This is a genomic window from Streptomyces spinosisporus, assembly GCF_022698145.1.
GTDB lineage: Bacteria > Actinomycetota > Actinomycetes > Streptomycetales > Streptomycetaceae > Streptomyces > Streptomyces spinosisporus.
In genome coordinates this window covers 487,161-509,099 of the sequence record NZ_JALDAX010000001.1, presented here as the reverse complement: position 1 = coordinate 509,099, position 21,939 = coordinate 487,161, and the positions used below count along the sequence as shown (strand labels likewise).

The window sequence follows — 21,939 nt, the reverse complement described above, 5'->3', positions numbered from 1 at the left end:
ACTGCTCCACAGTGCGCCCGGAGCACGGACTCTGGACGTTTCCACAAAGCGGAATTAGGATTCCATCAAGCAGAACGTAGCTATGCACAACCAGGGAGTCAACCGACTGCCGGGTAGGCTTCTGCAACCTCCCGCCAGTCCCGAAAGGAACGCGCCGTGCCGACGTCCAGCGCCAGCACCACCGACTCCGCCAGGTCCAACGGCGGCGGGGTCCAGTCACTCGAGCGCGCCTTCGATCTGCTGGAGCGGATGGCCGACGCGGGTGGCGAGGTCGGGCTGAGCGAGCTGTCCGCGAGCAGCGGGCTGCCGCTGCCCACCATTCACCGCCTGATGCGCACGCTCGTGGCCTGTGGATACGTCCGCCAGCAGGCCAACCGCCGCTATGCGCTCGGTCCGCGTCTGATCCGCCTCGGCGAGTCCGCGTCCCGGCTGCTCGGCACCTGGGCCCGGCCCTATCTGGCCCGTCTGGTCGAGGAGACCGGCGAGACGGCGAACATGGCGCTGCTCGACGGGGACGAGATCGTGTACGTCGCGCAGGTGCCGTCCAAGCACTCGATGCGCATGTTCACCGAGGTCGGGCGGCGCGTCCTGCCGCACTCGACGGGCGTGGGCAAGGCGCTGCTCGCCAACACCCCGGACGACGAGGTGCGCGCGCTGCTCTCGCGCACCGGCATGCCGGCCGCGACGGAGAAGACGATCGTCACCCCGGACGGCTTCCTGGCCGCCCTGGAGGACGTACGCCGGGCCGGGTACGCCGTCGACGACAACGAACAGGAGATCGGCGTACGCTGCCTCGCGGTCTCCGTGCCCAACTCCCCCACCGCCGCGGCCATTTCCATCTCGGGCCCCGCGGGCCGCGTCACGGACGACGCCACGAACCGGATCGTCCCGATCCTGCAGCAGGTGGCGTCGGAACTGTCGGAGGCTCTGGCAAGCTCGGGTCCGGCCTAGCCGGCCGGGTCACGGAGGGTGCCGGCAACAAACCGAGTCGCCCCATCCCGCGGCAGGGGGCCCGGAGCCCCCGAAGGCAGAGGCGAGTCGGGTCCGGCGACTTGACGGGCGGAGGCCTTGTGGGCGGAGGCCGGAAGGGCCGGAGCACGGGCGACGCCACGAACAAACCTCCCCCGCCCGCAACAAGTGACCTCAGAACGGGCGGAGGCCCGGACCGGCTCGGGCCCCACGGCCTATCGGGCCGGTTCACGGGCGACCCTGGAAACGGATCGCCCCCAACCCGGAGCAGACCCCCCTGGGCTCTTGGAGGCCCTGGCGAACTCGGGGCCGGTGGCCGGGCGGGCGACGGCCTGATGGCGGCGGGCTTACGGGAGGCGGCCTAGCCGGCCCGGTCGCATCCGACCCCGCACACCGGATCGCTCGCAGCGCTACGGGACAGGGTCACAGGTGGGGGGCGCGTCGGCGTCACGCGCAGGATCGTGCCTTCAGCGGCGTGGGGGCTCCCCGAACAGGTCCACCGCGTCGCGTACTTCGGACAGCCCGCGGGCCAGGGCGCTGACCGAGCCGATCGCGCCGGCGATGAGGAGCAGGGAGCGGCGCAGGCGGCGGACCTCGGGGGCGCCGTCGGTGGTCATCGCGGCGAGGGCGGCGAGTTCGTCCTCGGCGATGCCGCGGTCGGGGAACTCGGCGGGGTGGGCGGCGAGTTCACGGCGCAACCGGGACACGGCGGTGCGCAGTTCGGCCACCCTCGGGTCCTCGTCGCTGCCGATCACTGGCCTCTGCCCCAAGCTCCGCAACACAGCCCTCCCCCTCGCACGCCCTTGTGCGCAGTCATACGTGATCTTGCCGAACACCCCCGTGGCACTGGTCGGGCGCCGGGGGACGCGGGCCAGTAAACGCCACCCGATGCCGGACGCGCCACAGTGCGGACCGAAATTCAGCCCTCTGAAACCGGGCACTCGCCCGGATGTCAGGTATGCAGAAGACATGACGGACAACGAAGACCAGGTCGCCGTCGCCGGGCTGCTGCTGGCCGCGGGCGGCGGGCGGCGGCTCGGCGGGCGTCCCAAGGCGCTGCTGCACCACCGCGGACGACCGCTCGTCGAACACGCGGCCGATGCGCTGCGGTCGGCCGGCTGTTCCCGCGTCCATGTGGTCCTGGGGGCGCGTGCCGGCGCCGTACGGGAGCAGGCGGACCTGGAGGGGTGCGTCCTCGTGGACAACCCGGAGTGGGAGCAGGGCATGGGCACTTCACTGCGCGCGGGGCTGGACTCGCTCGCCGGTACGGCGGCCCCGGCCGCCGTGGTGCTGCTCGTCGACCAGCCGGGGATCGGAGCGGAGGCGGTCGGCCGGGTGCTCGCCGCATACCGGGACGAGCACTCGCTGGCATCGGCCGCCTACGACGGGGTGCGCGGCCACCCCGTGCTGTTCGGACGCGCCCACTGGGCGGGTATCGCCGAGAGTGCGACCGGGGACCGCGGGGCCCGCGCCTACCTCGGGGCGCACCAGCGGGACATCACGCTCGTCGAGTGCGCGGACGTGGCCCGGCCGTACGACATCGACACGGCGGCCGATCTGGTCCACCTTGAGTGAGCGTGGTGGCACTGAGCGCCACCTTCCCTCGACTCGGAGAATCTCGACATCAACAAACCATTGAACTTCCACAATGAGGAAACTAGTATCCACTGTTCAGAAGCGCCCTCCCGCATCCTCAGCACTCCGAGGGCGCGTCTCGCCGTACCCGGTTCGACTGGCACCCGGTGCCACCGCTGAAGGAAGTGACAGCTCATGTCCGCACCAGCGCCGTCCCCGCTGGCCATCGTCGACGCCGAGTCCCTGCCGCGGCAGGAGGAGGTCCTCACCGAGGCGGCCCTCGCCTTCGTGGCCGAGCTGCACCGGCGGTTCACGCCGCGCCGTGACGAGCTCCTCGCCCGCCGGGCGCAGCGCCGCGCCGAGATCGCCCGCACCTCCTCGCTCGACTTCCTCCCCGAGACGGCCGACGTCCGCGCGGACGACTCGTGGCGGGTGGCCCCCTGCCCCGAGGCCCTGAACGACCGCCGCGTCGAGATCACCGGCCCCACCGACCGCAAGATGACCATCAACGCCCTCAACTCGGGCGCCAGGGTGTGGCTCGCGGACTTCGAGGACGCCTCGGCGCCGACCTGGGAGAACGTCGTCACCGGCCAGGCCAACCTGATCGACGCGTACACCCGCAGCATCGACTTCACCGACCCGGCGAGCGGCAAGTCGTACGCCCTGCGGCCGAACGAGGAGCTGGCGACGGTCGTCATGCGCCCGCGCGGCTGGCATCTGAATGAGCGTCACCTCGTCGACGCGGACGGCACCCAGGTGCCCGGCGCCCTGGTCGACTTCGGCCTCTACTTCTTCCACAACGCCCAGCGCCTGCTGGACCTCGGCAAGGGCCCGTACTTCTACCTCCCGAAGACGGAGTCGCACCTGGAGGCCCGCCTGTGGAACGAGGTGTTCGTCTTCGCTCAGGACTACGTCGGCATCCCGCAGGGCACGATCCGCGCCACCGTCCTGATCGAGACGATCACGGCCGCGTACGAGATGGAGGAGATCCTCTACGAACTGCGCGACCACGCCTCGGGGTTGAACGCCGGCCGCTGGGACTACCTGTTCTCCATCGTGAAGAACTTCCGTGACGGCGGCCCCAAGTTCGTGCTGCCGGACCGCAACGCGGTGACGATGACGGCCCCGTTCATGCGGGCGTACACCGAACTCCTCGTCCGCACCTGCCACAAGCGCGGTGCGCACGCGATCGGCGGCATGGCGGCGTTCATCCCCTCGCGCCGGGACGCCGAGGTCAACAAGGTGGCGTTCGAGAAGGTCCGAGCCGACAAGGACCGTGAGGCGAACGACGGGTTCGACGGATCGTGGGTCGCCCACCCCGACCTGGTCCCGATCGCCATGGAGTCCTTCGACAAGGTGCTCGGCGACCGGCCGAACCAGAAGGACCGGCTGCGCGAGGACGTGCACGTCGAGGCCGCCGACCTCATCGCGATCGACTCGCTCGACGCGAAGCCGACCTACGCCGGTCTGGTCAACGCCGTCCAGGTGGGCACCCGTTACATCGAGGCCTGGCTGCGCGGCATGGGCGCCGTCGCCATCTTCAACCTCATGGAGGACGCGGCCACCGCCGAGATCTCCCGCTCGCAGATCTGGCAGTGGATCAACGCGGGCGTCGAGTTCGAGCACGCCGGAAGCACGGTGAAGGCGACCCCGGAGCTGGCTCGCAAGGTCGCCGCCGAGGAACTCGCCGCCATCCGCGCCGAGATCGGCGAGGAGGCCTTCGCGGCCGGTCACTGGCAGCAGGCCCACGACCTGCTGCTGACCGTCGCCCTCGACGAGGACTACGCGGACTTCCTGACGCTGCCCGCGTACGAGCAGCTGCGCGGCTAGAGCGCGCGCGGCGACCGGCGGCCCCGTGCTGCGCGGCTCACCCCAGGTGGGCCGTCCAGTCCGGCTGGGCCGCCGGTTTGCCGTGCAGGTCGGGGACCTGCTGGAGCCAGGCGGGGCGGCCCCGCCGGCTGCGCGCCTCACGGGCGGCGTTCTCCAGGGCGAGTTCCTCCGGGGCGGGGAAGTCGGTGGGCAGCCAGGCCGCGGAGGCCTGCACGCGCGCGTGCAGATGGTCGACGTACGCGGTACGCACCTCGTCGGGTGTCGTGAAGCCCTCCTCGCCCGCGAGCCAGGCCTCGGGCACCTCCTGCGTGATCTCCCGCAGCAGCTCGCGCGTCACCTTCGGCGCCAGCTCCGCGTCGGCCGCGCGGACGTCCGGGGCGTACTGGCCGAGGGCGTGATGCCGGAAGTCGTAGGACTTGGCCGGGTCGGTGCCGTCCCAGCGGTGGTGGAAGACGAGCGCGGCGCCGTGGTCGATCAGCCACAGGCGCGGGGGCGCGACGCCGAGTGTCGGCCAGATCATCAGGTTGGAGCTGTGGACCGTGCGGTCGACGTTCACGGTCAGGGCGTCGAGCCAGACGATCCGGCCCGCCTCCAGGGAGTCCACGGGGAAGGCCGCGGCGACCTCGGGGGTGAAGTCCCGCGCGCCCGGCAGATAGTCCATGCCCAGGTTGATCCCCCGGCTCGCGCTGTGGAGTTCGCGCACCTCCTGGTGGGGTTCGCTGTCGGCGACCGCCGGGTCGAAGTCGACGAGGACCAGCTCGGGGAAGCGCAGTCCGAGGGCGCGGGCCAGTTCGCCGACGATCACCTCGGCGACCAGCGCCTTGCGGCCCTGTGCGGAGCCCGTGAACTTCACGACGTAGGTGCCGAGGTCGTCGGCCTCGACGACGCCGGGCACGGAGCCGCCCGACCGCAGGGGGGTCACATATCGAACAGCAGTCACGTCGCGCAGCACACCCGCCAGGGTATGTCAGCGCTCGGGTGCGGGCCGGGCCAGCGGGTTGGGCAGTGGCAGGTAGCGGGCGTCCGCGCCGTCGGCGCCGGTCCAGCGCAGCAGCAGGTTGGTCTTGCCGGGGAGGGTCGGCGCGGTGAGCAGGGCGGCGATCTCGGGGAGGTCGTGGCGGGCGAACTCACGGCGGGCCGCGGGCCAGGGGTCGAGGCCGGGGTGGTGTTCCGCCAGGGCGCCGGCGATCTCGACGAGGTGGTTGACGACCAGCGTGTAGACGAGCCGTTCCCAGCCGGCGGCCCGCGTCACGTCGGGCAGCAGCTTCACGCCCTCCGCGTCCCGGAAGAGCGCCTGCACGGGCAGCCCGTCGGCGTCGACGGCGACCAGCGTGTTCTGCAGATGGGCTTCGAGCACGACCCCGTTCCGGTCGAAGGCGGCCAGCGCGGGCGGTACGACGGCCCTCAGATACGCCTCCCACCAGGCGTCCGGGTCGGTGGTCCGCTCCAGCGGGCTGCCCGCGAACCCCTCCACCAGGCCCGCGGCGAGCAACGGGGTGGCGCCGGGCAGCAGATGGCCCCGCAGTCCGTCGCGGACGAGGACGGCGAGCTCCTCGAAGGCGAAGCCGGCCGTGCGGTAGCCGCGGTCGCTCAGCCAGGCGGCGGGCCCGTCGAACGAGCCGAGCGCCGCCATCGCCGCCCGGTCGGTCCGGCGGAGCTTGTGCAGGTCGTGTCGCCACAGCCGGCGGATGTCATTGGTGATGCGCACATCGAGGCTGAACTTCAGGAACAGATCGTGCCCGGGGGCGTACAGCGTGCGGACCGCGGCTGTCGGGAAGGCATCGAAGGCGGTCGTGCCGAGGCGCACGAGCCGCCCGTCCGCGAAGGCGTCCGTGAGTTCGCGGCCGACGAGGTCCAGCTGCCAGGGGTGGGCGGGCAGCAGCCGGTAGCCGGGCGGGGCCTCGCCCAGGGCGTCCAGCGCCGAGGTGTCGCCCTCCTCGACGACGGTGTCCTCGCGCACGCCGAGCAGCACCAGCGGGAATCGGCCGTGCGCCTCGGGGGCGTAGGGCAGCCAGGCGGCCACCGGGCCGCCGCCGCGCGCCTTGGGCGCCGGGTGGTACGGGTGGCCGGTGATGAGCGACTGCTCTGAGCGCAGATACGGGTCCTCGGGCGCCGTCGCCCGGGCGCGCGCGGCGAGCAGCGCGGCCACCGCGTCCCGGCTGTCGATCATCTCGGCGGGCAGTTCGTGGTTGGACAGGCCCGTGTGCCGGCGCAGTTCCTCGGCGACCAGTTTGACCAGCTCGGTGTGGCCGATGCGGTGCCAGCCGCCGGCCGCGTACACCTCGGGGCCGGTGGGGCGGCGGGTGGCGCGCACCCGCAGCAGACGGTCCACTCCCGGCAGCCGGTAGGTGCGGTGGGCGCGGGACTCGGCGATCGGCTCCGCCACCTCGCGCAGGAGACAGTTGAGCAGCGGCGCGGCCGCGTACGCGTCGGCACGGTCGGCGTCGTCGTCACCGGGTGCCGGGGGGATGAGAACCACGCGATCCACTCGTTCCCTGAGGTCCATTCGGGCGGAGACGATCAGTATGGATGCCGTCGCACCCTGTCCGTGACGCCCTGTTCGTACCCGAGGAGCCCGCCTGTGCACCGTCCCCACCCCGCGGAGGCCGAGATCGCCGACGAGCTGGCCGAGATCCGCCCCGACCTGCTGTCACGGTACGCGAACCGGCTGCCGGGCGCCCGGGCGGCGGTGCTGACCCGGCTGTGGCGGGCGCTGGCGCATGAGCCGCTGCCGTGGATCACGGGCCGGGAGCGAATCCGCGACGGGCTCACGCTGCGGCTGCGCGACGGGCGGCGGCTGCACGGTCCGGCCGCGGACCCGTACGCCACCGACGCGTACGTCACCGTCGTCCACCTCGACGGCACGGCGTACGACCATCCGGCGCGGCTGATGACCGCTCTCGCCGTACCGCACGGTGACGACTTCGCGGCCGAACTCGCGCACAGCGTCGCGTCGTTGGCGCTGTCGCGGGCCGGAGCGGAACCCCTCTCGGAAGAGTGGCCGCTGTCCGACTGGGAGTGGGAGCAACGGGTGGTGGACGGGCATCCGTACCACCCGAACTGCCGTTCCCGGCCCGGCTTCTCGGCCGCCGAACAGCTCGCGTACGGCCCCGAGCACCAGCCGATCGTGCACCTGGGCACGGTCCCGGTGCGGGCGTCGGACTGCCTGGTGACCGGGGAGTGGCCGGACGAACTACGGGACGGAGGGCAGCTGTTGCTGCCGGTACATCCCTGGCAGACGGCACATGTGCTGAACCGGGGTGGGGGCGGGGAGCGGGCGGGTGGTCCGGGCATCCCTGCCGGGGAGCGGGCGGGCGGTCCGGACGTCACTGGCGGGCGGCGGGCGGGCGGCCCGGACATCCCTGCCGGGGAACGGGCGGGCGGTCCGGACGTCCCCGGCGGGCAGCACGCGGGTGCCCCGGACGTCCGTGACCGGCAGCAGGCGGGTGGTCCGGACGTCCCCGGCGGGGAACGGGCCGGCGGCCCGAACGCCCCAGACGGGCAGCGCGCGGGTGGCCCGGACATCCGTGACCGGCAGCGGGCGGGCGGCCCCAACATCCGTGACCGGCAGCGGGCGGGTAGTCCGGACGTCCCTGCCGGGCAACGCGCGGGCAGCCCGGACAACCCTGCCGGGCGGCACGCGGGTGGCCCTGAAAACCCTGACGGGCAGCACGCGGTCGACCCACACATCCCCGCGGGGCAACGCGCGGGCGCCCCGCGCACCCCCGCCGGGCAGCACGCGGGCGCCCCGGGCATCCGTGACGGAGGTATCGCGGCGCACCCCCTGATGTCCCTGCGTACGCTCGCCGTGCCCGGTGGGCTGCATGTGAAGACCGCGCTGAGTGCTCGGCTGACGTCCTCGGTGCGGGACATCTCGGTCTACTCGGTGGGGCTTTCGGCCCTTCTGTCGTCGTTCGCCGAGTCGCTGGCGGCCCGTGCGGACGGATTGCTGCACGTCACCCGGACGTTGGGCGCGGCCGCGGCCGGGACGCCCGACCTCGCGGTCGTACTACGGGAGTCCCCGCAGACGTACGCGGCGACGGGCCGGGGTGAGCGTGTCGTGCCGGTGGCCGCGCTCGCCACCACCGGCCTGCCCGAATCCCCCGCCTGGCTCGCCGACTTCACCCGTCTCACCCTCACCGTCGGCCTGCGCCTGCTGGAGCTGGGTGTGGCCCTGGAGGCGCACGGTCAGAACCTGCTGGTCGTCCTCTCCCCGACGGGTGCCCCGCTGCGTCTGGTCTACCGCGACCTCGCCGACATCCGCGTCTCTCCGGCCCGGCTCGCCCGGCACGGCATACCGGTCCCGGAGCTGACCGGACGGATCGTCACGGACGACGAGACGGCGCTGCGCCGCAAGCTGTTCGGCTCGCTGGTGGCGGGCGCCCTGGCGGCCACCGCGGGTTCGGCGCAGGCGCTGGGGACGGCGCTGGAGGCGGCGGTACGGGATCTGCCGCGCACCCCCGACCTGGCCGCGCTCGTCGAGGAGCCGCTGCCCGCGAAGGCGCTGACGCTGATGCGGATGTCGCCGGGAACACCCGGTGACCAGTGGGCGCGGCTGCCCAACCCCCTTGCGCCGCACCCCCGTTTTGGAGCCCGGCGCATCTGATCAATAAGATCCGCCGATGATCAGAACACAACGGCTGGCGGCAGGAGTGTGCGCCCTGCTCGCCACCCTGGCGGCCGGGCTCGCGTTCCCGGCCGCGGCGCGCGCCGGCGAACCCACGGGCGAGGCCACGCCCAAGGTCGACCTCGTGCTCGACGTCAGCGGCTCGATGCGGGCCCGGGACATCGACGGCGGGACCCGGATGGCGGCGGCGAAGCAGGCGTTCAACGAGGTGCTGGACGCGACCCCCGAGGAGGTCCAGCTCGGCATCCGCACGCTGGGCGCCAACTACCCCGGCGACGACCGCAAGACGGGCTGCAAGGACACCGCGCAGCTCTACCCGGTCAGCACGCTCGACCGCACCGAGGCGAAGACGGCGGTCGCGACGCTCTCGCCGACCGGCTGGACGCCGATCGGTCCGGCCCTGCTGAAGGCGGCGGACGACCTCGGCACCGACGCGGGCTCCAAGCGGATCGTGCTGATCAGCGACGGCGAGGACACCTGCGCGCCGCTCGACCCGTGCGAGGTGGCCCGCGGGATCGCGGCCAAGGGCATCGGCCTGACCATCGACACCCTCGGTCTGGTCCCGAACACCAAGCTGCGCAAGCAGCTCAGCTGTATCGCCGAGGCGACCGGCGGCACCTACACCTCGGTCGAGCACACGGACGAACTCACCGACAAAGTCAACCAGTTGGTGGACCGCGCGGCCGATCCGGTGGTGACGCCGGTGGCCACCGAGGGCGCCGGTCAGTGCACGGACGCGCCCGCGCTGAAGTCCGGTCTGTACACCGACCGCGAGGAGTTCGGGCAGCAGCGCTGGTACAAGGTGGACGTGGAGCCCGGCCAGGAGCTGCGCGCCTCGGTGTCCGTCGCCGCGGACCGGTCCGTGCAGCCGGACTACGGGGTGCTGCTGCGGGCGGTCACGGTCCACGGCCGCGAGATCGTGCGCGGTGAGGCGGCGGGCAACGGCCGTACGGACGTGCTCTCCACGGGCCTGCGCTACCCCAAGGCGGAGGGCGACGACGAGGACGCGCCCGCGGAGACCGTGTGTCTTCAGGTCACCAACTCCTTCTCGGCGGCGTCCGGTGTGAAGACCACGCCGGGCCTGCCGGTCGAACTCACCGTCGACGTGGTCGACGGTCCCTCGCAGGCGGACGACGTGGCCTCCTTCGGCCTCGGCCGCGGCTGGTGGCTGCTCGGCGTCGTGGTCCTGGCCGGCTTCCTCGCGGGTCTGGTCTGGGGCTGGGTGTCACGCTGGCGGGTCGCGGTCTGGAGGACCAACTGATGCGGATCACACGTGTGTTGGGCGCCACGGCGCTGCTGTTCGCGCTCGCCGTCCCCCCGGCCGTCGCCGACTCCGCACCGTCGCCGAGCGCGTCCGGTGACGACGCGGCACCGACCACGGCGGGTACGTCGTTCCGTACGGCGGCCGAGGTCGAGCAGGGGCAGCAGGCCACGGCGAGCGCCTCCACGGGCGACTACCTGTACTGGTCGTTCCCCGCGGATGCCGGTCAGCGCCCCACGGTGCGGGCGACCGTCAAGTTGCCGGACGCGCACGCCGCGCAGAGCTGGCAGATCGACGTGTACGACGGCCTGCGCCGCCGTCAGGCCTGCCAGTACGGGGCGCAGACGCGCACCGCGGCGCAGGGCGCGGCCTCGGTCGACCTGTCCTGCACGCTGCGTACGGTGCGTTCCTGGTCCGAGCCGTGGGCGAACGACCCGCTGCCCGGCACGTACTACGTGCGCCTGACCGCGCTGAATGTGGCGACGGCCGACCTGGGGCAGCCGATCAGCGCCTCGGTCCGGGTCGGCTCCAAGGACGTCGGCGGCTCGGCGGCGGTCGACGGCTCGCTGGCGGAGCCGTTGGTGCCGGGGATCGCGGTGACGTCCAAGTCCGGTGAGGACGACGGGGATGCGGCGAAGTCCGCCGTACTGGCCGGCCTTGAGCCCGAGGACGGATGGGCGTCCGGCTGGTGGTCCGACCGGTGGGTGTGGACCGCGGTGGGCGGGGTGCTGGCCGCGCTCGCGGGCGTCGGCGGGTATGCGCTGACGCGGGGGTCGGGTCGGCCCGGGCGGGTGCCGCCGGGGGCCTGACACATCGTCATGGGGCCCGTCGCGACCATCGGTTCGGCGGGCCCGTGCCGTTGCCGTGCCTCACGCCTCCCGCAGGGCCTTCGCGAGGGTGCCGTCGCCGGTCACCGTGACCCGCCCCGCGCGCACCGCCTCGGTCAGGCTCGACTCCCCGCGGCTGAGCGCCGCACAGGTGCCGGCATCGAGGACCAGCCGGGCGTCGGGCTCACCGGGGGCCTCCCCGTCGCCGTAGACGGGTCCGTCCTGTGCACCGACGTGCAGATGGAAGACCCCTTCCTCCAGGCGCACTTCGACGAGCCCCTCCCCCTCCCCTTCCAGCGCGCGCAGCAGCGGCAGCGCGAACCAGTGGGCCCGCAGCGCGTCCGTGGGCCGCCGCTCGCCCAGTTCGCCCTGGCCCCACACGCCGAGCGCCTGCAGAACGGGGAGCAACTGCCGTCCCCGCGCGGTCAGTTCGTAGACGTACGCGACACCCGGCGGCGGCAGCCTGCGCCTCGTCGACAGCCCGTCGCGCTCCATGTCCTTCAGCCGGGAGGCGAGTACGTCCGTGCTCACGCCGGGCAGGTCCGCGTGCAGGTCCGTATAACGGCGGGGACCGGCCAGCAGCTCCCGGACGATCAGCAGCGTCCAGCGGTCGCCGACGAGGTCCAGGGCGCGGGCGGCGGAACAGTACTGGTCGTAGCTTCGGCGTCGTGACATGCGACGCAGTCTAGACAAGTTGTTGGACTTTCCAAGCGGCTACTTGGTAAAACCAAGCAACACAGGAAACCGGAGGGGCGAGCGCGCATGGAGTTCCGGCAGTCGAACAAGCTCAGCGAGGTCTGCTACGAGATCCGCGGACCGGTGATCGAGCACGCCAACGCGCTGGAGGAGGCGGGCCACAGCGTGCTGCGCCTGAACACCGGCAACCCGGCCCTCTTCGGGTTCGAGGCGCCGGAGGAGATCCTCCAGGACATGATCCGGATGCTCCCGCAGGCGCACGGCTACACGGACTCGCGCGGCATCCTGTCGGCCCGCCGGGCCGTCGCCCAGCGCTACCAGGACCTGGGTCTGGAGGTCGGCGTCGACGACGTCTTCCTCGGCAACGGCGTCTCCGAGCTGGTCTCCATGGCCGTACAGGCGCTGGTCGAGGACGGCGACGAAATCCTCGTGCCCGCCCCCGACTTCCCGCTGTGGACGGCCGTGACGACGCTGGCCGGCGGCAAGGCGGTCCACTACCTGTGCGACGAACAGGCCGACTGGTACCCGGACCTGGCGGACATGGCGGCGAAGATCACGGACCGTACGAAGGCCGTGGTCATCATCAACCCGAACAACCCCACCGGCGCGGTCTACCCCAAGGAGATCCTGGAGGGCATCCTCGATCTCGCCCGCCGCCACGGCCTGATGGTCTTCGCCGACGAGATCTACGACCGGATCCTGTACGACGACGCCGTGCACCACCCGGTCGCGACCCTCGCGCCCGACCTGGTCGTCCTCACCTTCTGCGGGCTGTCGAAGACCTACCGGGTGGCCGGCTTCCGCTCGGGCTGGCTGGTGGTGACCGGGCCCCAGCAGCACGCCCGCGACTATCTGGAGGGCCTGACCATGCTGGCCTCCATGCGGCTGTGCGCCAACGCGCCCGCCCAGTACGCCATCCAGGCCGCGCTCGGCGGGCGCCAGTCCATCCACGAGCTGACCGCGCCCGGCGGACGGCTGCACGAACAGCGCAATGTCGCCTGGGAGAAGCTCAACGAGATCCCCGGGGTGTCGTGCGTGAAGCCCAAGGGCGCGTTGTACGCGTTCCCGCGCATCGACCCCGCGGTGCACAAGATCCACGACGACGAGAAGTTCGTCCTGGACCTGCTGCTGCGGGAGAAGATCCAGGTCGTCCAGGGCACCGGCTTCAACTGGCCCAGCCCGGACCACTTCCGCATCCTCACCCTCCCCCACGCGGACGACCTGGAAGCGGCGATCGGCCGGATCGGGCGGTTCCTCGGCGGGTACCGGCAGTAGGGGCGTGAGGCGGCCGGGGCGTGGGGCTCTTAGCCTGAGGGCATGGCTGATCTGTTCCTCGTCCGGCACGGCGAGACCGAGTGGTCGCGGTCCGGGCGGCACACCGGGCGGACCGACGTACCACTGACCGAGCGGGGCCGCGAGGAGGCACGGCGGCTGGTGCCGCTGATCCGCTCGCACCGGATCGGGGCCGCGTTCGTCAGCCCGCTGCAGCGGGCCCGCGAGACGGCGGAGCTGATCGGGCTGCACGACCTGCGGGTCGACCCGGACCTGCGCGAGTGGGACTACGGCGGCTACGAGGGCGTCACCACCGTCGAGATCCACCGCACCCGGCCGGACTGGTTCCTGTTCACCGACGGGGTGGCGCCCGGGCCGCCCGACCATCCCGGGGAGACCCCCGAGGAGGTCGGCGAGCGCGCGGACCGGGTGCTCGCCAGGGTGGACGCGGCGTTCGCCAACACCGAGGGCTGCGTGGTCCTCGTCGCGCACGGTCATTTCCTACGGGTGCTCACCGCCCGGCGGCTCGGGCTGCCGCCGTCGCGCGGGGCGCTGTTCCAGCTGGCGACGGGGACGGTGTGCCGGCTGGGGACCGAGCACGGGCGGCCGGTGATCGCCGGGTGGAATGTCAGACCCCCGTCGTAGGCTTCGAACGGGTTGATCACTGCTGGTACGCCCCGCTCCGAGCAGGTGTCGGCACGAGCATCGCGCGCCGGGGCGAGCGAGCCCGCCGGGAAGGAGCACGCCGTGGCACGACCGCCGACCGCCGCCCAGCGGCGTGTCATCGACGCCGCCGATCCCGTCACCGGGCAGCTGAAAGGCACGGACGCGCAGCTCGCGGCGCTGGTCGCGCGGGGGCTCGCCTTCCGACACCCGCGCCCGCCGCACGACCACTTCCTGACCCCGGCCGGGCATCGGATACGGGAGGGGGCCGATGTGCAGCCGCCGCCCGAGCCCGCCGCGCCCACGGCGGCGGGGGCGTTCGCCGCGCGCGTCGGGGGTGAGGAGCAGGCACCGGAGAGCGGGCCCGCCCGCGCCCGTGAGGTGCACAGCGCCTGGCAGGGGCTGCTGGAGCTGCGCCGGATGACCAATCCGGACGGTGCCACGGACCGGCCGTGCGCCTGGGAGCGCACACATCTCGTGCAGGCGGCCGCGCTCGCGCTGGAGGCGGCGGGCCATCGCCCGTCCGGGGCGGAACCGGCCGACGGCTACCGGGTGCGCGCGACGCCGCAGCCCGAGGCCGTCGCCGTGTACGAGGCGGCGGCCGAGGCACGGCGGGCCTGCGCGACGACCCTGGAACGGGCCGGCTGGCAGGTGGGCGAGCACACGGAGCCGCGCACCGGGAACCGATATCTGCTGGCATCCCCGCGCCGGACGTGATGAGCATGTCAGGATCGGTGATCATTGCAGCAGGCACGACAGTCCAGTGCGAGAGTCCAGTGCGAGAAGGGAACGAAGTGAGCGAGCCGTTTTCCGTCCCGGTGACCGTCCGTGGATACGAGACCGACGTGCAGGGCCACTTGAACCAGGCCGTGTACCTCAACTACGCCGAACACGCACGCTGGTCGTTACTGCGCGCGGCCGGAATAGGCCAGGCGGAACTCATAGCCAGAGGCGTCGGCCCGGTAGCCCTGGAAACCACCATCCGCTACCGCCGCGAACTCCTCGCGGGCGACGAGGTCGAGGTCACCTGCGCCTTCATCTGGGGCGAGCGCAAGACGTTCCGCATCCACCAGACGATCCGCAAGACGAACGGCACCGTCGCGGCGGAGATCACCGCGGTCGGCGGCCTCATGGACCTCGAGGAACGCCGCCTGCTGCCCGAACCGCAGCGCTACTTCAAGGAAATGGCCACGGATCCGGGGGTGTTCGGGTTCTGAGCGGGCGGGGCTGCCGCCGAACCTACGCGTCAGCCCCCGCCCCGTCAGGCCGGTGCTCCTCGTCGTACGCCGCCCGTGACTCGGCGATGTAGACGCGGTTGCGTTCGGCCCAGTTCGTCAGGCGTTGCAGGGTCTCGTGCAACTCGCGGGCCACCGGGGTGAGTTCGTACTCCACCTTGGGCGGGACCGTCGGGTGGACGGTGCGGGTGATGAGGCCGTCGCGTTCCAGGTTGCGCAGGGTGAGGGTCAGCATGCGGCGGCTGATGCCCTCGATGCTGCGCTCCAGCTCCGTGAAGCGGATGGGCCCGTGGGCCGCGGCGACAAGGATCTGGACGCTCCATTTGCCGGAGACCCTGTCAAGAACTTCGCGGACCGGGCAGGCGTCCGCGTTCACGACCTGGACGGTTACACGGGTGTTCCTCTGGGACATCGGACTGCCTCCTTACGGCACACCTTCATGGTCACTCACGATGGTCTCCGTTACAAGTCGTGCACCAAGGGCACGACTTGAGCCCATGCAGATCCCCGAGGGAACCCCGTAGGGAACCCGTAGAGAACGCGGAGGCCGTGCAGCCATGTCCACCACGCGGACCGAGTCACCCGTGAGACCACCGGCGCGTCCGTACTCCCGCTGGGCCTCCCTGATCGTCCTGTGCGCGGGGGCGCTGATGACGATTCTGGACGGGTCCATCGTGACCGTGGCGATGCCGGCCATCCAGAACGACCTCGGCTTCAGCCGCGCGGGCCTCGCCTGGGTGGTGAACGCGTATCTGATCCCGTTCGGCGGACTGCTCCTGCTGGTCGGTCGGCTGGGCGACCTGCTGGGCCGCAAACGGATGTTCACCGCCGGGCTCGCGGTCTTCACCGCGGCGTCCGTGCTGTGCGGGACGGCGAACAGCCAGGCCCTGCTGATCGCCGCGCGGGCCGTGCAGGGCGCCGGCGGGGCGATGGCCTCGGCGGTGGTGCTCGGCATGCTGGTGGCACTCTTCCCCGAGCCGCGCGAACAGGCCCGCGCCATCGCGGTGTTCAGCGCGGTCGGCTCGGTGGGCGCCACGCTGGGCACCTTCCTCGGCGGCGCGCTCACCCAGCTGCTGAGCTGGCACTGGATCTTCCTGATCAATCTGCCGATCGGCGTCGTCGCCTGGCTGGCGGCGCTGCGGATCCTCGTTCCGGAGCGCGGCACCGGACTCCGCGACGGCGCCGACTACCCGGGAGCGGCGCTGGTCACGGGCGCGCTGATGCTGACGGTCTACGTCATCGTCGGCTCCGGCGGCCGCGGCACCCCCGCGACGCTGCTCCTCACCGCGCTCGCCCTCACCCTCTTCGCGGCCTTCGCCCTCCGCCAGGCACACACCGCCCGCCCGCTGCTGCGCCCGAGGCTCTTCCGCTCGCGGCTGCTCACCGGCGCGAACTGCGTGCAGATCCTGATGATCGCGACGATGTACGGCTTCCAGTTCATCGGCGCGCTCTACCTCCAACGCGTCCTCGGCTACGACGAGTTGACCACGGGCTTCGCCTTCCTCCCGGCGCCGGTGGCGATCGGCGTCCTCATGATGAGCCTGTCCGCGCGGGCGATCGGCCGCTTCGGCCCCCACCGGGTGCTGCTCGCCGGACTCGTACTGATCACCGGCGGCATGGCACTGCTGAGCCGCGCCCCCGCACACGGCTCCTACGTCACCGACGTACTGCTCCCGATGCTTCTGCTGGCCGCCGGGTTCGCCGCCGCCATGCCCCCGCTGACCGGGCTCGCGATGTCCGGTGCGCGCGAGGAGGACGCGGGGCTGGCGTCGGGGCTCTTCAACACCACGCAGGTGGTGGGCGGTTCACTGGGTCTGGCGGTCCTGAGCACACTGGCGGCGAGCCGCACCGACGGCCTGCTCGCCCGCGGCGCGGAGCTGGTTCCGGCCACGGCGGACGGATACCGGCTGGCGTTCCGGGTGGCGACGGTCGTGGCGCTGGCGGCGCTCGTCCTGGCGGCGACCGCACTGCGCAGCCGTAAGAGCTGACCGACCGACATCATGCACCGGTCGACATCATGCTTTGAATCGTTGTCGCCCCTATTGACCTCACTTGGTATGCCGAATTACCGTTCCGGCATCCGTGGCGGTTGAAACGATTCAACACACGCTCACCCGTGACCACTTGGGGCTGAACCATGCACGAAACCCACCCGCGCCGTGGCGGTATGACACGGCGGTCGGTGCTCGCCGCCGGTCTGACGACCGGTGTTCTCGCAGCGCTCGGCCCGGCGGCCGAGGCCGCCGCCTCCCCCGCGGCGTCCGCCTCGGCGGGATCCGCACCCACGGCGAGCTGGTTCGCCGCACCGGCGCGGGCGGTCCGGCCCAAGTTCCGCTGGTGGTGGCCGGACGGTCTGGTGGACCCGGCCGAGATCGCCCGGGAGATCGACCAGATGGCCGACGCGGGCTTCGGCGGCGCCGAGATCGCGGCCGTCCACCACAGCATCTCCGACACCTCGGTGCTGGACACCGCGCACCACGGGTGGGGCAGCGCCCCCTGGCGCGACGGGGTGAAGGCCGCGCTGAGACAGGCGGCGAGACGCGGGCTGACCGTCGATCTCACGCTCGGCCCGAGCTGGCCGGTGGCCGTGCCGGGCGTCACCCCGGACGACGAGGCCGCGGTCAAGGAACTCGCCTACGGAAAGGCCACGTTGACCGGCGGCGCCGCCTTCGACGGCCCGGTGCCCGCCCCCGTCTACGCGCCCGCTTCCGGCGTCACCGTGCAGAAGCTGTTCGCGGTGCAGGCCGCCCGCGTCGACACCGCCTACTCCAGCGGCAAGGCGACCGGCCTGGACGTGGACAGCGTCACCGACCTCACGAACCGCGTTGCCGACGGCAACCTGAGCTGGACCCCGCCCGACTCGGGGACCTGGGTGGTCCTGTCGTACTGGCAGCGGGGTTCCGGGCAGCAGCCCGAGGCCGGACCGCACTCCTCCCCCGCCGCCTATGTGATCGACCACTTCAGCGCGGCCGGCACCGCCGCCGTCACCCGTTACTGGGACACCGCGATCCTCGACTCCACCCTGCGCAAGCTGCTGAAGGCCGCGGGCGGTGCCTTCTTCGAGGACTCCGTGGAGCTGGAGAGCAAGGGCCTGCAGTGGACGCCCGGACTGCCCGACGCCTTCCGCGCGCACACCGGGCGCGACCTGCTGCCGTATCTGCCCGCCGTGATCCTCGACAACAGCAACCAGGTCTTCGCCTTCGAGGCGCGGCTCACCCAGGAGATCCGGCACGACTTCTGGGAGACCGTCTCGAACCTGTTCAACGAGCACCACCTCGGGGCGCTGAAGAAGTGGGCCCACGGGCACGGCATGAAGCTGCGCTCGCAGCCGTACGGTCTGCAGACCGACGCCATCGCCTCGGCGGCGGTGCTCGACATCCCCGAGGGCGAGTCGCTCGGCTTCAAGAACCTCGACGACTACCGCTGCCTGGCCGGCGGACGGGACATGGCCGGCAGCCGCGTGCTGTCCTGCGAGTCGGGGGCGTACGCGGGCGGCGCCTACAACACCACCTGGGACAAGTTCCTGCGCACCATGGGCGGGGCGTACGCGGCGGGCGTCAACCAGACGGTGATCCACGGCTTCTCCTACGCCACCGCGCCCGGCGTCAGCTGGCCCGGGTTCGCCGCGTTCAGCCCGTACAGCGGTGCGCCCGGGTACGGCGAGTCGTGGGGGCCGAGGCAGCCCACCTGGCACCATGTGGCCGACGTCGCGGGCTACATCGGCCGCGTCCAGCAGGTGCTGCAGTCGGGCACCGTGCGCGCGGACGTCGCTGTCTTCCGGCAGACCGGCTACACCGCGACCGGCATCGGCGCGTCCTGGCTGACCTCGACGGGCGTCCCGCTCGGCTGGACCCACCAGTTCCTCAGCGGCCCGCTGCTCGACCTGCCGAACGCCAAGGTCTCCGGCAAGCGCCTCGCCCCGGACGGCCCCGCCTACAAGGCCCTGTTCCTGGAGGGCGACTTCTTCTACGGCTCCACGCCCACCCTGTCCCTCGACGACGCCCGCAAGCTGCTGAAGTTCGCGCGGGCGGGACTGCCCACCGTCCTGCTCGGCGCCTTCGGCCAGGCCCTGACGCCGGGCCTGCCCGACGACGGCGAGACCGACGAACTGCGGGCACTGACAGCGGAGTTGCTGGCCCTGCCGAACGTCCGCAACGTCACCGACAAGACCCTGGTCGGCGCGGCGTTCGCGGAGCTCGGGGTGACCTCGGACGTCTCCTACTCGGTGTCCTCGACCCTGCTGAACGCCCACCGGGTCACCGACGACGCCGACTTCTACTATCTGTGCAACGGCAAGCACGCCGAGACCGTCAAGCCGCCCGTCGCCGCCATCGACCACGACGTGACGCTGCGCAGCACCGTGCGCGGGGGCGCGGGCACGGTGCCGTATCTGCTGGACCCGTGGTCCGGGCGGGTCACCCGGCTCGCCCGGTACACCCGGGACGGCGACGCGTTCACGTTCCGGGTGACGCTGCAGCCGGGCGAGACGCTGGTGGTGGCGCTCGGCCGCCCGGGGCTGTTCGGCAACCGCGACGGCAACCGTCCGCACGCCGTCGCCACCGACGCGGACGACGCGCTGTTCACGGGCGGCAGGCTGGCCGTGCGCGCCTCGGCCGCCGGCACCTTCACCACCACGCTGTCCACCGGGCGCAAGGTCACCACGAAGGTCGCCGAGGTGCCGGCGGCCGTCACCCCGGACCGCTGGACGCTCTCGGTCGACGACTGGCGGCCCGGCGCCGACGCCACCAGCACCGAGGTGGTCCGGCACAGCCTCACCCTGGACGCCCTGCTGCCCTGGTCGCAGATCCCGGAGCTCGCCGACGTCGGCGGCATCGGCACCTACCGGACCACGGTCACGCTGCCGAAGAGCTGGTCCTCCGCGACGGGCGCGCTGCTGCGGCTCGGCAGCGTCACCGACACCTGCCGGGTCACGGTCAACGGCGTCCGGCTGGACCCGGTCGACCGCGTCAACCCCGTGGTGGACCTCGGCGGCCGTCTGCGCAAGGGCGCCAACACCCTCGAGATCGAGGTGGCCACACCGCTGTTCAACCGGCTGCGCGTCAGCAACCCGGCGGTGTTCGGCACGGCGGCCCGGCAGGCGTACGGCCTGGTCGGGCCGGTGCAACTGGTGCCGTACGTCCAGCGCACCGTGGCCTGAGCACCGGCGGCCGTGCGGCACTCGGACGCGCCGTCCGCAGCCGCACGGCCGCCCCCGTCAGTCCCGCGCGAACGCCGACGCGTGGTCCTCGGCCCACTGCCGGTAGGTCCGCGCGGGGCGGCCCAGCAGGTCCTGCACATCCCCGGTGACGACGTCGTTGCCGCCCTCCTGGATGAACCGGGTGGTGACCATGAGGCCGTCCGCGTAGTGCTCGCTCAGCCCGGCGGCCCGCAATTGCTCCCGGCGCTCCTGCGGCGACACGTCGTGCAGCGGCACCGGGCGGCCGAGGATGTCGGCCAGAACGGCGGCCTGCTCGTGGGCGCTGAGCGTCTCCGGTCCGGTCAGGGTGTACGTACGCCCCGAGTGCCGTGGGTCGAGCAGCGCGGCCACGGCGATCTCGGCCACGTCTCGCGGGTCGACGACACCCTGCCGTCCCGAGCCCATCAGGTTGGGCGCGGGCGAGCCCTCCCGTACGGCCGGGACCCACATGAGCGTGTTGGAGGCGAAGGAGGAGGGCCGCAGGATCGTCCACTCCAGACCGCTGTCGCGGGCGGCCTGCTCGCCGTGCAGATGCCAGGTCCCGAACACGCCGAGGCGGGGGTCGCCGGTGCCGATCCCGGAGAGCTTCACGATCCGCCGTACGCCCGCCGACCGGGCCGCCTCGACCAGACCGCGGTCGTTCTCCGCGTCGTCCGGCCCGAACACGCCCACCAGGAAGGCGGCTTCCGCGCCCGCCATGGCCGCCTCGACGGACGCCCGGTCGCGGTGGTGTCCGCGGGCGGCCTCCACACCCGCGGGCAGCCGCGCGTTCTCCGGGTCCCGGCTGAGGGCGCGGACCTTCTCGCCGCGCGCGACGAGCTGTCGTACGACTTCACTTCCGATGGTGCCCGTGGCACCGGTGACTAGGATCATGCCGGCCACGGTGGGTGGTGCACGGCCTGGATCTCTTGGAAATTCCGGCACGGTTGCGGGGCCCGGTGGCACCTGCGGCGCGCTTACGGTGGAGGGGTGACGAACGCCCTGTTCCAAGAGGTCCTGCCCACGCCCGAGGTGCTGCGCCCCTGGGTGGCCGGCATCGGGTCCGTGTCGATCGGTGACCGGCCGACGGAGCCGTTCGTGCATCTGCCGGAGGCCGCGACCCGGGTGGTGGTGCGCACCGGGGAGCACGGCGCCCGCAGTGCCCTGGTCGTCGGCCCGCGGGCCCGGGCCTCGTACCACCGCGGCAAGCGCCGGGTGTCCTGCACCGAGCTACGGCTCGCGCCCGGCACCGTCCGCCCGCTGTTCGGCATCCCGGCCGTGGACCTCGTCGGGCGTGCCGTGCCGCTGGGCGACCTGCCGGGACCGGGCACCCGTCAACTCGCCGACGAGCTGCGGTGGTTGACGCCCGAAGAGGCGATGGAGCATCTCGCGGACGTGCTGCCCGAGCGGCTCGCGGCCACCGCGGACCGGCCTCGCACCGAGCTGCTGCGGGCGGGCGTCGAGGCGCTGTCGGTCCGGGCCGGGCACGTCCCCGGTCAGGTGGGCGGCGTGGCGCGTGAACTCGCCGTCAGCGAGCGCCAGTTGCGCAATCTGTTCGCCGAGGGCGTCGGCCTCTCCCCCAAGCACTACGCCCGGATCAACCGCGTCCGCACGGTCCTGGACCACGCCGCCACCCGCTCCTGGGCCGAACTCGCCGCCACGACCGGCTACTACGACCAGTCCCACATGACGTCCGACTTCCGCACCCTGATGGGCGTACCGCCCCGCTCGTACTTCACCGGCCGGCTGCCGCAGGCCACGCCCTGCGCGTCGGTCCGCCAGGCGTGGGTCGCGAGCCGCGTCTGACG

At 72.5% G+C, this 21,939-nt stretch carries 19 protein-coding genes; 13 read left to right on the top strand and 6 right to left on the bottom strand.

Features of this window, described 5'->3' with window-relative positions; all coding sequences use genetic code 11:
* The first annotated feature begins 156 nt into the window (after window positions 1-156).
* Window positions 157-951 (top strand): IclR family transcriptional regulator, encoded by a 795-nt coding sequence (locus tag MQN93_RS02165; protein WP_016431815.1) that lies wholly within the window; start codon window positions 157-159, stop codon window positions 949-951.
* A gap of 485 nt (window positions 952-1,436) precedes the next feature.
* On the opposite strand, the gene MQN93_RS02160 is transcribed toward MQN93_RS02165, so the two are convergent.
* Complete coding sequence (locus tag MQN93_RS02160; RefSeq protein WP_037780188.1) at window positions 1,437-1,724, bottom strand: DUF5955 family protein; 288 nt, start codon at window positions 1,722-1,724, stop codon at window positions 1,437-1,439.
* Between the two features lie 214 nt (window positions 1,725-1,938).
* Between MQN93_RS02160 and MQN93_RS02155 the strand changes: the two genes are divergently transcribed.
* On the top strand, window positions 1,939-2,544 hold the full coding sequence (locus MQN93_RS02155) for a nucleotidyltransferase family protein (RefSeq protein WP_242708048.1): 606 nt from the start codon (window positions 1,939-1,941) through the stop codon (window positions 2,542-2,544).
* A 195-nt stretch (window positions 2,545-2,739) separates the two neighbouring features.
* The gene (gene aceB / locus MQN93_RS02150) at window positions 2,740-4,374 is read left to right on the top strand and encodes a malate synthase A (protein ID WP_242708047.1); all 1,635 of its coding nucleotides are present in this window, start codon (window positions 2,740-2,742) and stop codon (window positions 4,372-4,374) included.
* A gap of 37 nt (window positions 4,375-4,411) precedes the next feature.
* Here the strand turns inward: aceB and MQN93_RS02145 are convergent, their stop codons facing one another.
* Window positions 4,412-5,326, bottom strand: coding sequence for a HipA family kinase (locus MQN93_RS02145; RefSeq protein WP_242708046.1), 915 nt, complete (start codon window positions 5,324-5,326; stop codon window positions 4,412-4,414).
* Window positions 5,327-5,341: 15 nt separating this feature from the next.
* A complete protein-coding gene (locus tag MQN93_RS02140) occupies window positions 5,342-6,880 on the bottom strand; it encodes an IucA/IucC family protein (RefSeq protein WP_242708045.1) in 1,539 nt (512 codons plus the stop codon).
* A gap of 75 nt (window positions 6,881-6,955) precedes the next feature.
* On the opposite strand from MQN93_RS02140, the gene MQN93_RS02135 reads away from it, so the two are divergent.
* From MQN93_RS02135 to MQN93_RS02125, 3 genes are read left to right on the top strand one after another with little or no spacing between them, the layout of a single operon-like run.
* Complete coding sequence (locus MQN93_RS02135; protein WP_242708044.1) at window positions 6,956-8,980, top strand: IucA/IucC family protein; 2,025 nt, start codon at window positions 6,956-6,958, stop codon at window positions 8,978-8,980.
* A 16-nt stretch (window positions 8,981-8,996) separates the two neighbouring features.
* Entirely contained in the window at window positions 8,997-10,262 is a 1,266-nt protein-coding gene (locus MQN93_RS02130) for a VWA domain-containing protein (RefSeq protein ID WP_242708043.1), read from the top strand.
* Window positions 10,262-11,071 carry a hypothetical protein gene (locus MQN93_RS02125; protein WP_242708042.1) on the top strand — a complete coding sequence of 270 codons (810 nt, stop codon included), beginning with the start codon at window positions 10,262-10,264 and terminating at the stop codon, window positions 11,069-11,071. Before MQN93_RS02130 ends, MQN93_RS02125 begins: the two co-directional genes overlap by 1 nt.
* Window positions 11,072-11,131: 60 nt before the next feature.
* Here the strand turns inward: MQN93_RS02125 and MQN93_RS02120 are convergent, their stop codons facing one another.
* On the bottom strand, window positions 11,132-11,764 hold the full coding sequence (locus MQN93_RS02120; RefSeq protein ID WP_242708041.1) for a winged helix-turn-helix transcriptional regulator: 633 nt from the start codon (window positions 11,762-11,764) through the stop codon (window positions 11,132-11,134).
* Window positions 11,765-11,851: 87 nt separating this feature from the next.
* On the opposite strand from MQN93_RS02120, the gene MQN93_RS02115 reads away from it, so the two are divergent.
* From MQN93_RS02115 to MQN93_RS02100, 4 genes are all read left to right on the top strand, one after another.
* A complete protein-coding gene (locus MQN93_RS02115) occupies window positions 11,852-13,060 on the top strand; it encodes a pyridoxal phosphate-dependent aminotransferase (protein WP_242708040.1) in 1,209 nt (402 codons plus the stop codon).
* Between the two features lie 42 nt (window positions 13,061-13,102).
* Entirely contained in the window at window positions 13,103-13,702 is a 600-nt protein-coding gene (locus MQN93_RS02110) for a histidine phosphatase family protein (RefSeq protein ID WP_016431826.1), read from the top strand.
* Window positions 13,703-13,804: 102 nt separating this feature from the next.
* Window positions 13,805-14,437 carry a hypothetical protein gene (locus MQN93_RS02105; RefSeq protein ID WP_242708039.1) on the top strand — a complete coding sequence of 211 codons (633 nt, stop codon included), beginning with the start codon at window positions 13,805-13,807 and terminating at the stop codon, window positions 14,435-14,437.
* Between the two features lie 77 nt (window positions 14,438-14,514).
* On the top strand, window positions 14,515-14,937 hold the full coding sequence (locus tag MQN93_RS02100) for an acyl-CoA thioesterase (protein ID WP_242708038.1): 423 nt from the start codon (window positions 14,515-14,517) through the stop codon (window positions 14,935-14,937).
* A gap of 22 nt (window positions 14,938-14,959) precedes the next feature.
* Here the strand turns inward: MQN93_RS02100 and MQN93_RS02095 are convergent, their stop codons facing one another.
* Window positions 14,960-15,367, bottom strand: coding sequence for a winged helix-turn-helix transcriptional regulator (locus tag MQN93_RS02095; protein ID WP_016431829.1), 408 nt, complete (start codon window positions 15,365-15,367; stop codon window positions 14,960-14,962).
* 145 nt (window positions 15,368-15,512) lie between these two features.
* Between MQN93_RS02095 and MQN93_RS02090 the strand changes: the two genes are divergently transcribed.
* Both MQN93_RS02090 and MQN93_RS02085 read left to right on the top strand, forming a co-directional pair.
* On the top strand, window positions 15,513-16,943 hold the full coding sequence (locus tag MQN93_RS02090; RefSeq protein WP_242708037.1) for an MFS transporter: 1,431 nt from the start codon (window positions 15,513-15,515) through the stop codon (window positions 16,941-16,943).
* A gap of 149 nt (window positions 16,944-17,092) precedes the next feature.
* Entirely contained in the window at window positions 17,093-20,113 is a 3,021-nt protein-coding gene (locus tag MQN93_RS02085) for a glycosyl hydrolase (protein ID WP_372504248.1), read from the top strand.
* Window positions 20,114-20,170: 57 nt separating this feature from the next.
* Here the strand turns inward: MQN93_RS02085 and MQN93_RS02080 are convergent, their stop codons facing one another.
* On the bottom strand, window positions 20,171-21,025 hold the full coding sequence (locus MQN93_RS02080) for an NAD(P)H-binding protein (protein ID WP_242708035.1): 855 nt from the start codon (window positions 21,023-21,025) through the stop codon (window positions 20,171-20,173).
* A 96-nt stretch (window positions 21,026-21,121) separates the two neighbouring features.
* Here MQN93_RS02080 and MQN93_RS02075 point away from each other — a divergent pair, with 96 nt between their 5' ends.
* Window positions 21,122-21,937 carry an AraC family transcriptional regulator gene (locus MQN93_RS02075; protein ID WP_016431833.1) on the top strand — a complete coding sequence of 272 codons (816 nt, stop codon included), beginning with the start codon at window positions 21,122-21,124 and terminating at the stop codon, window positions 21,935-21,937.
* Window positions 21,938-21,939: the final 2 nt, after the last annotated feature.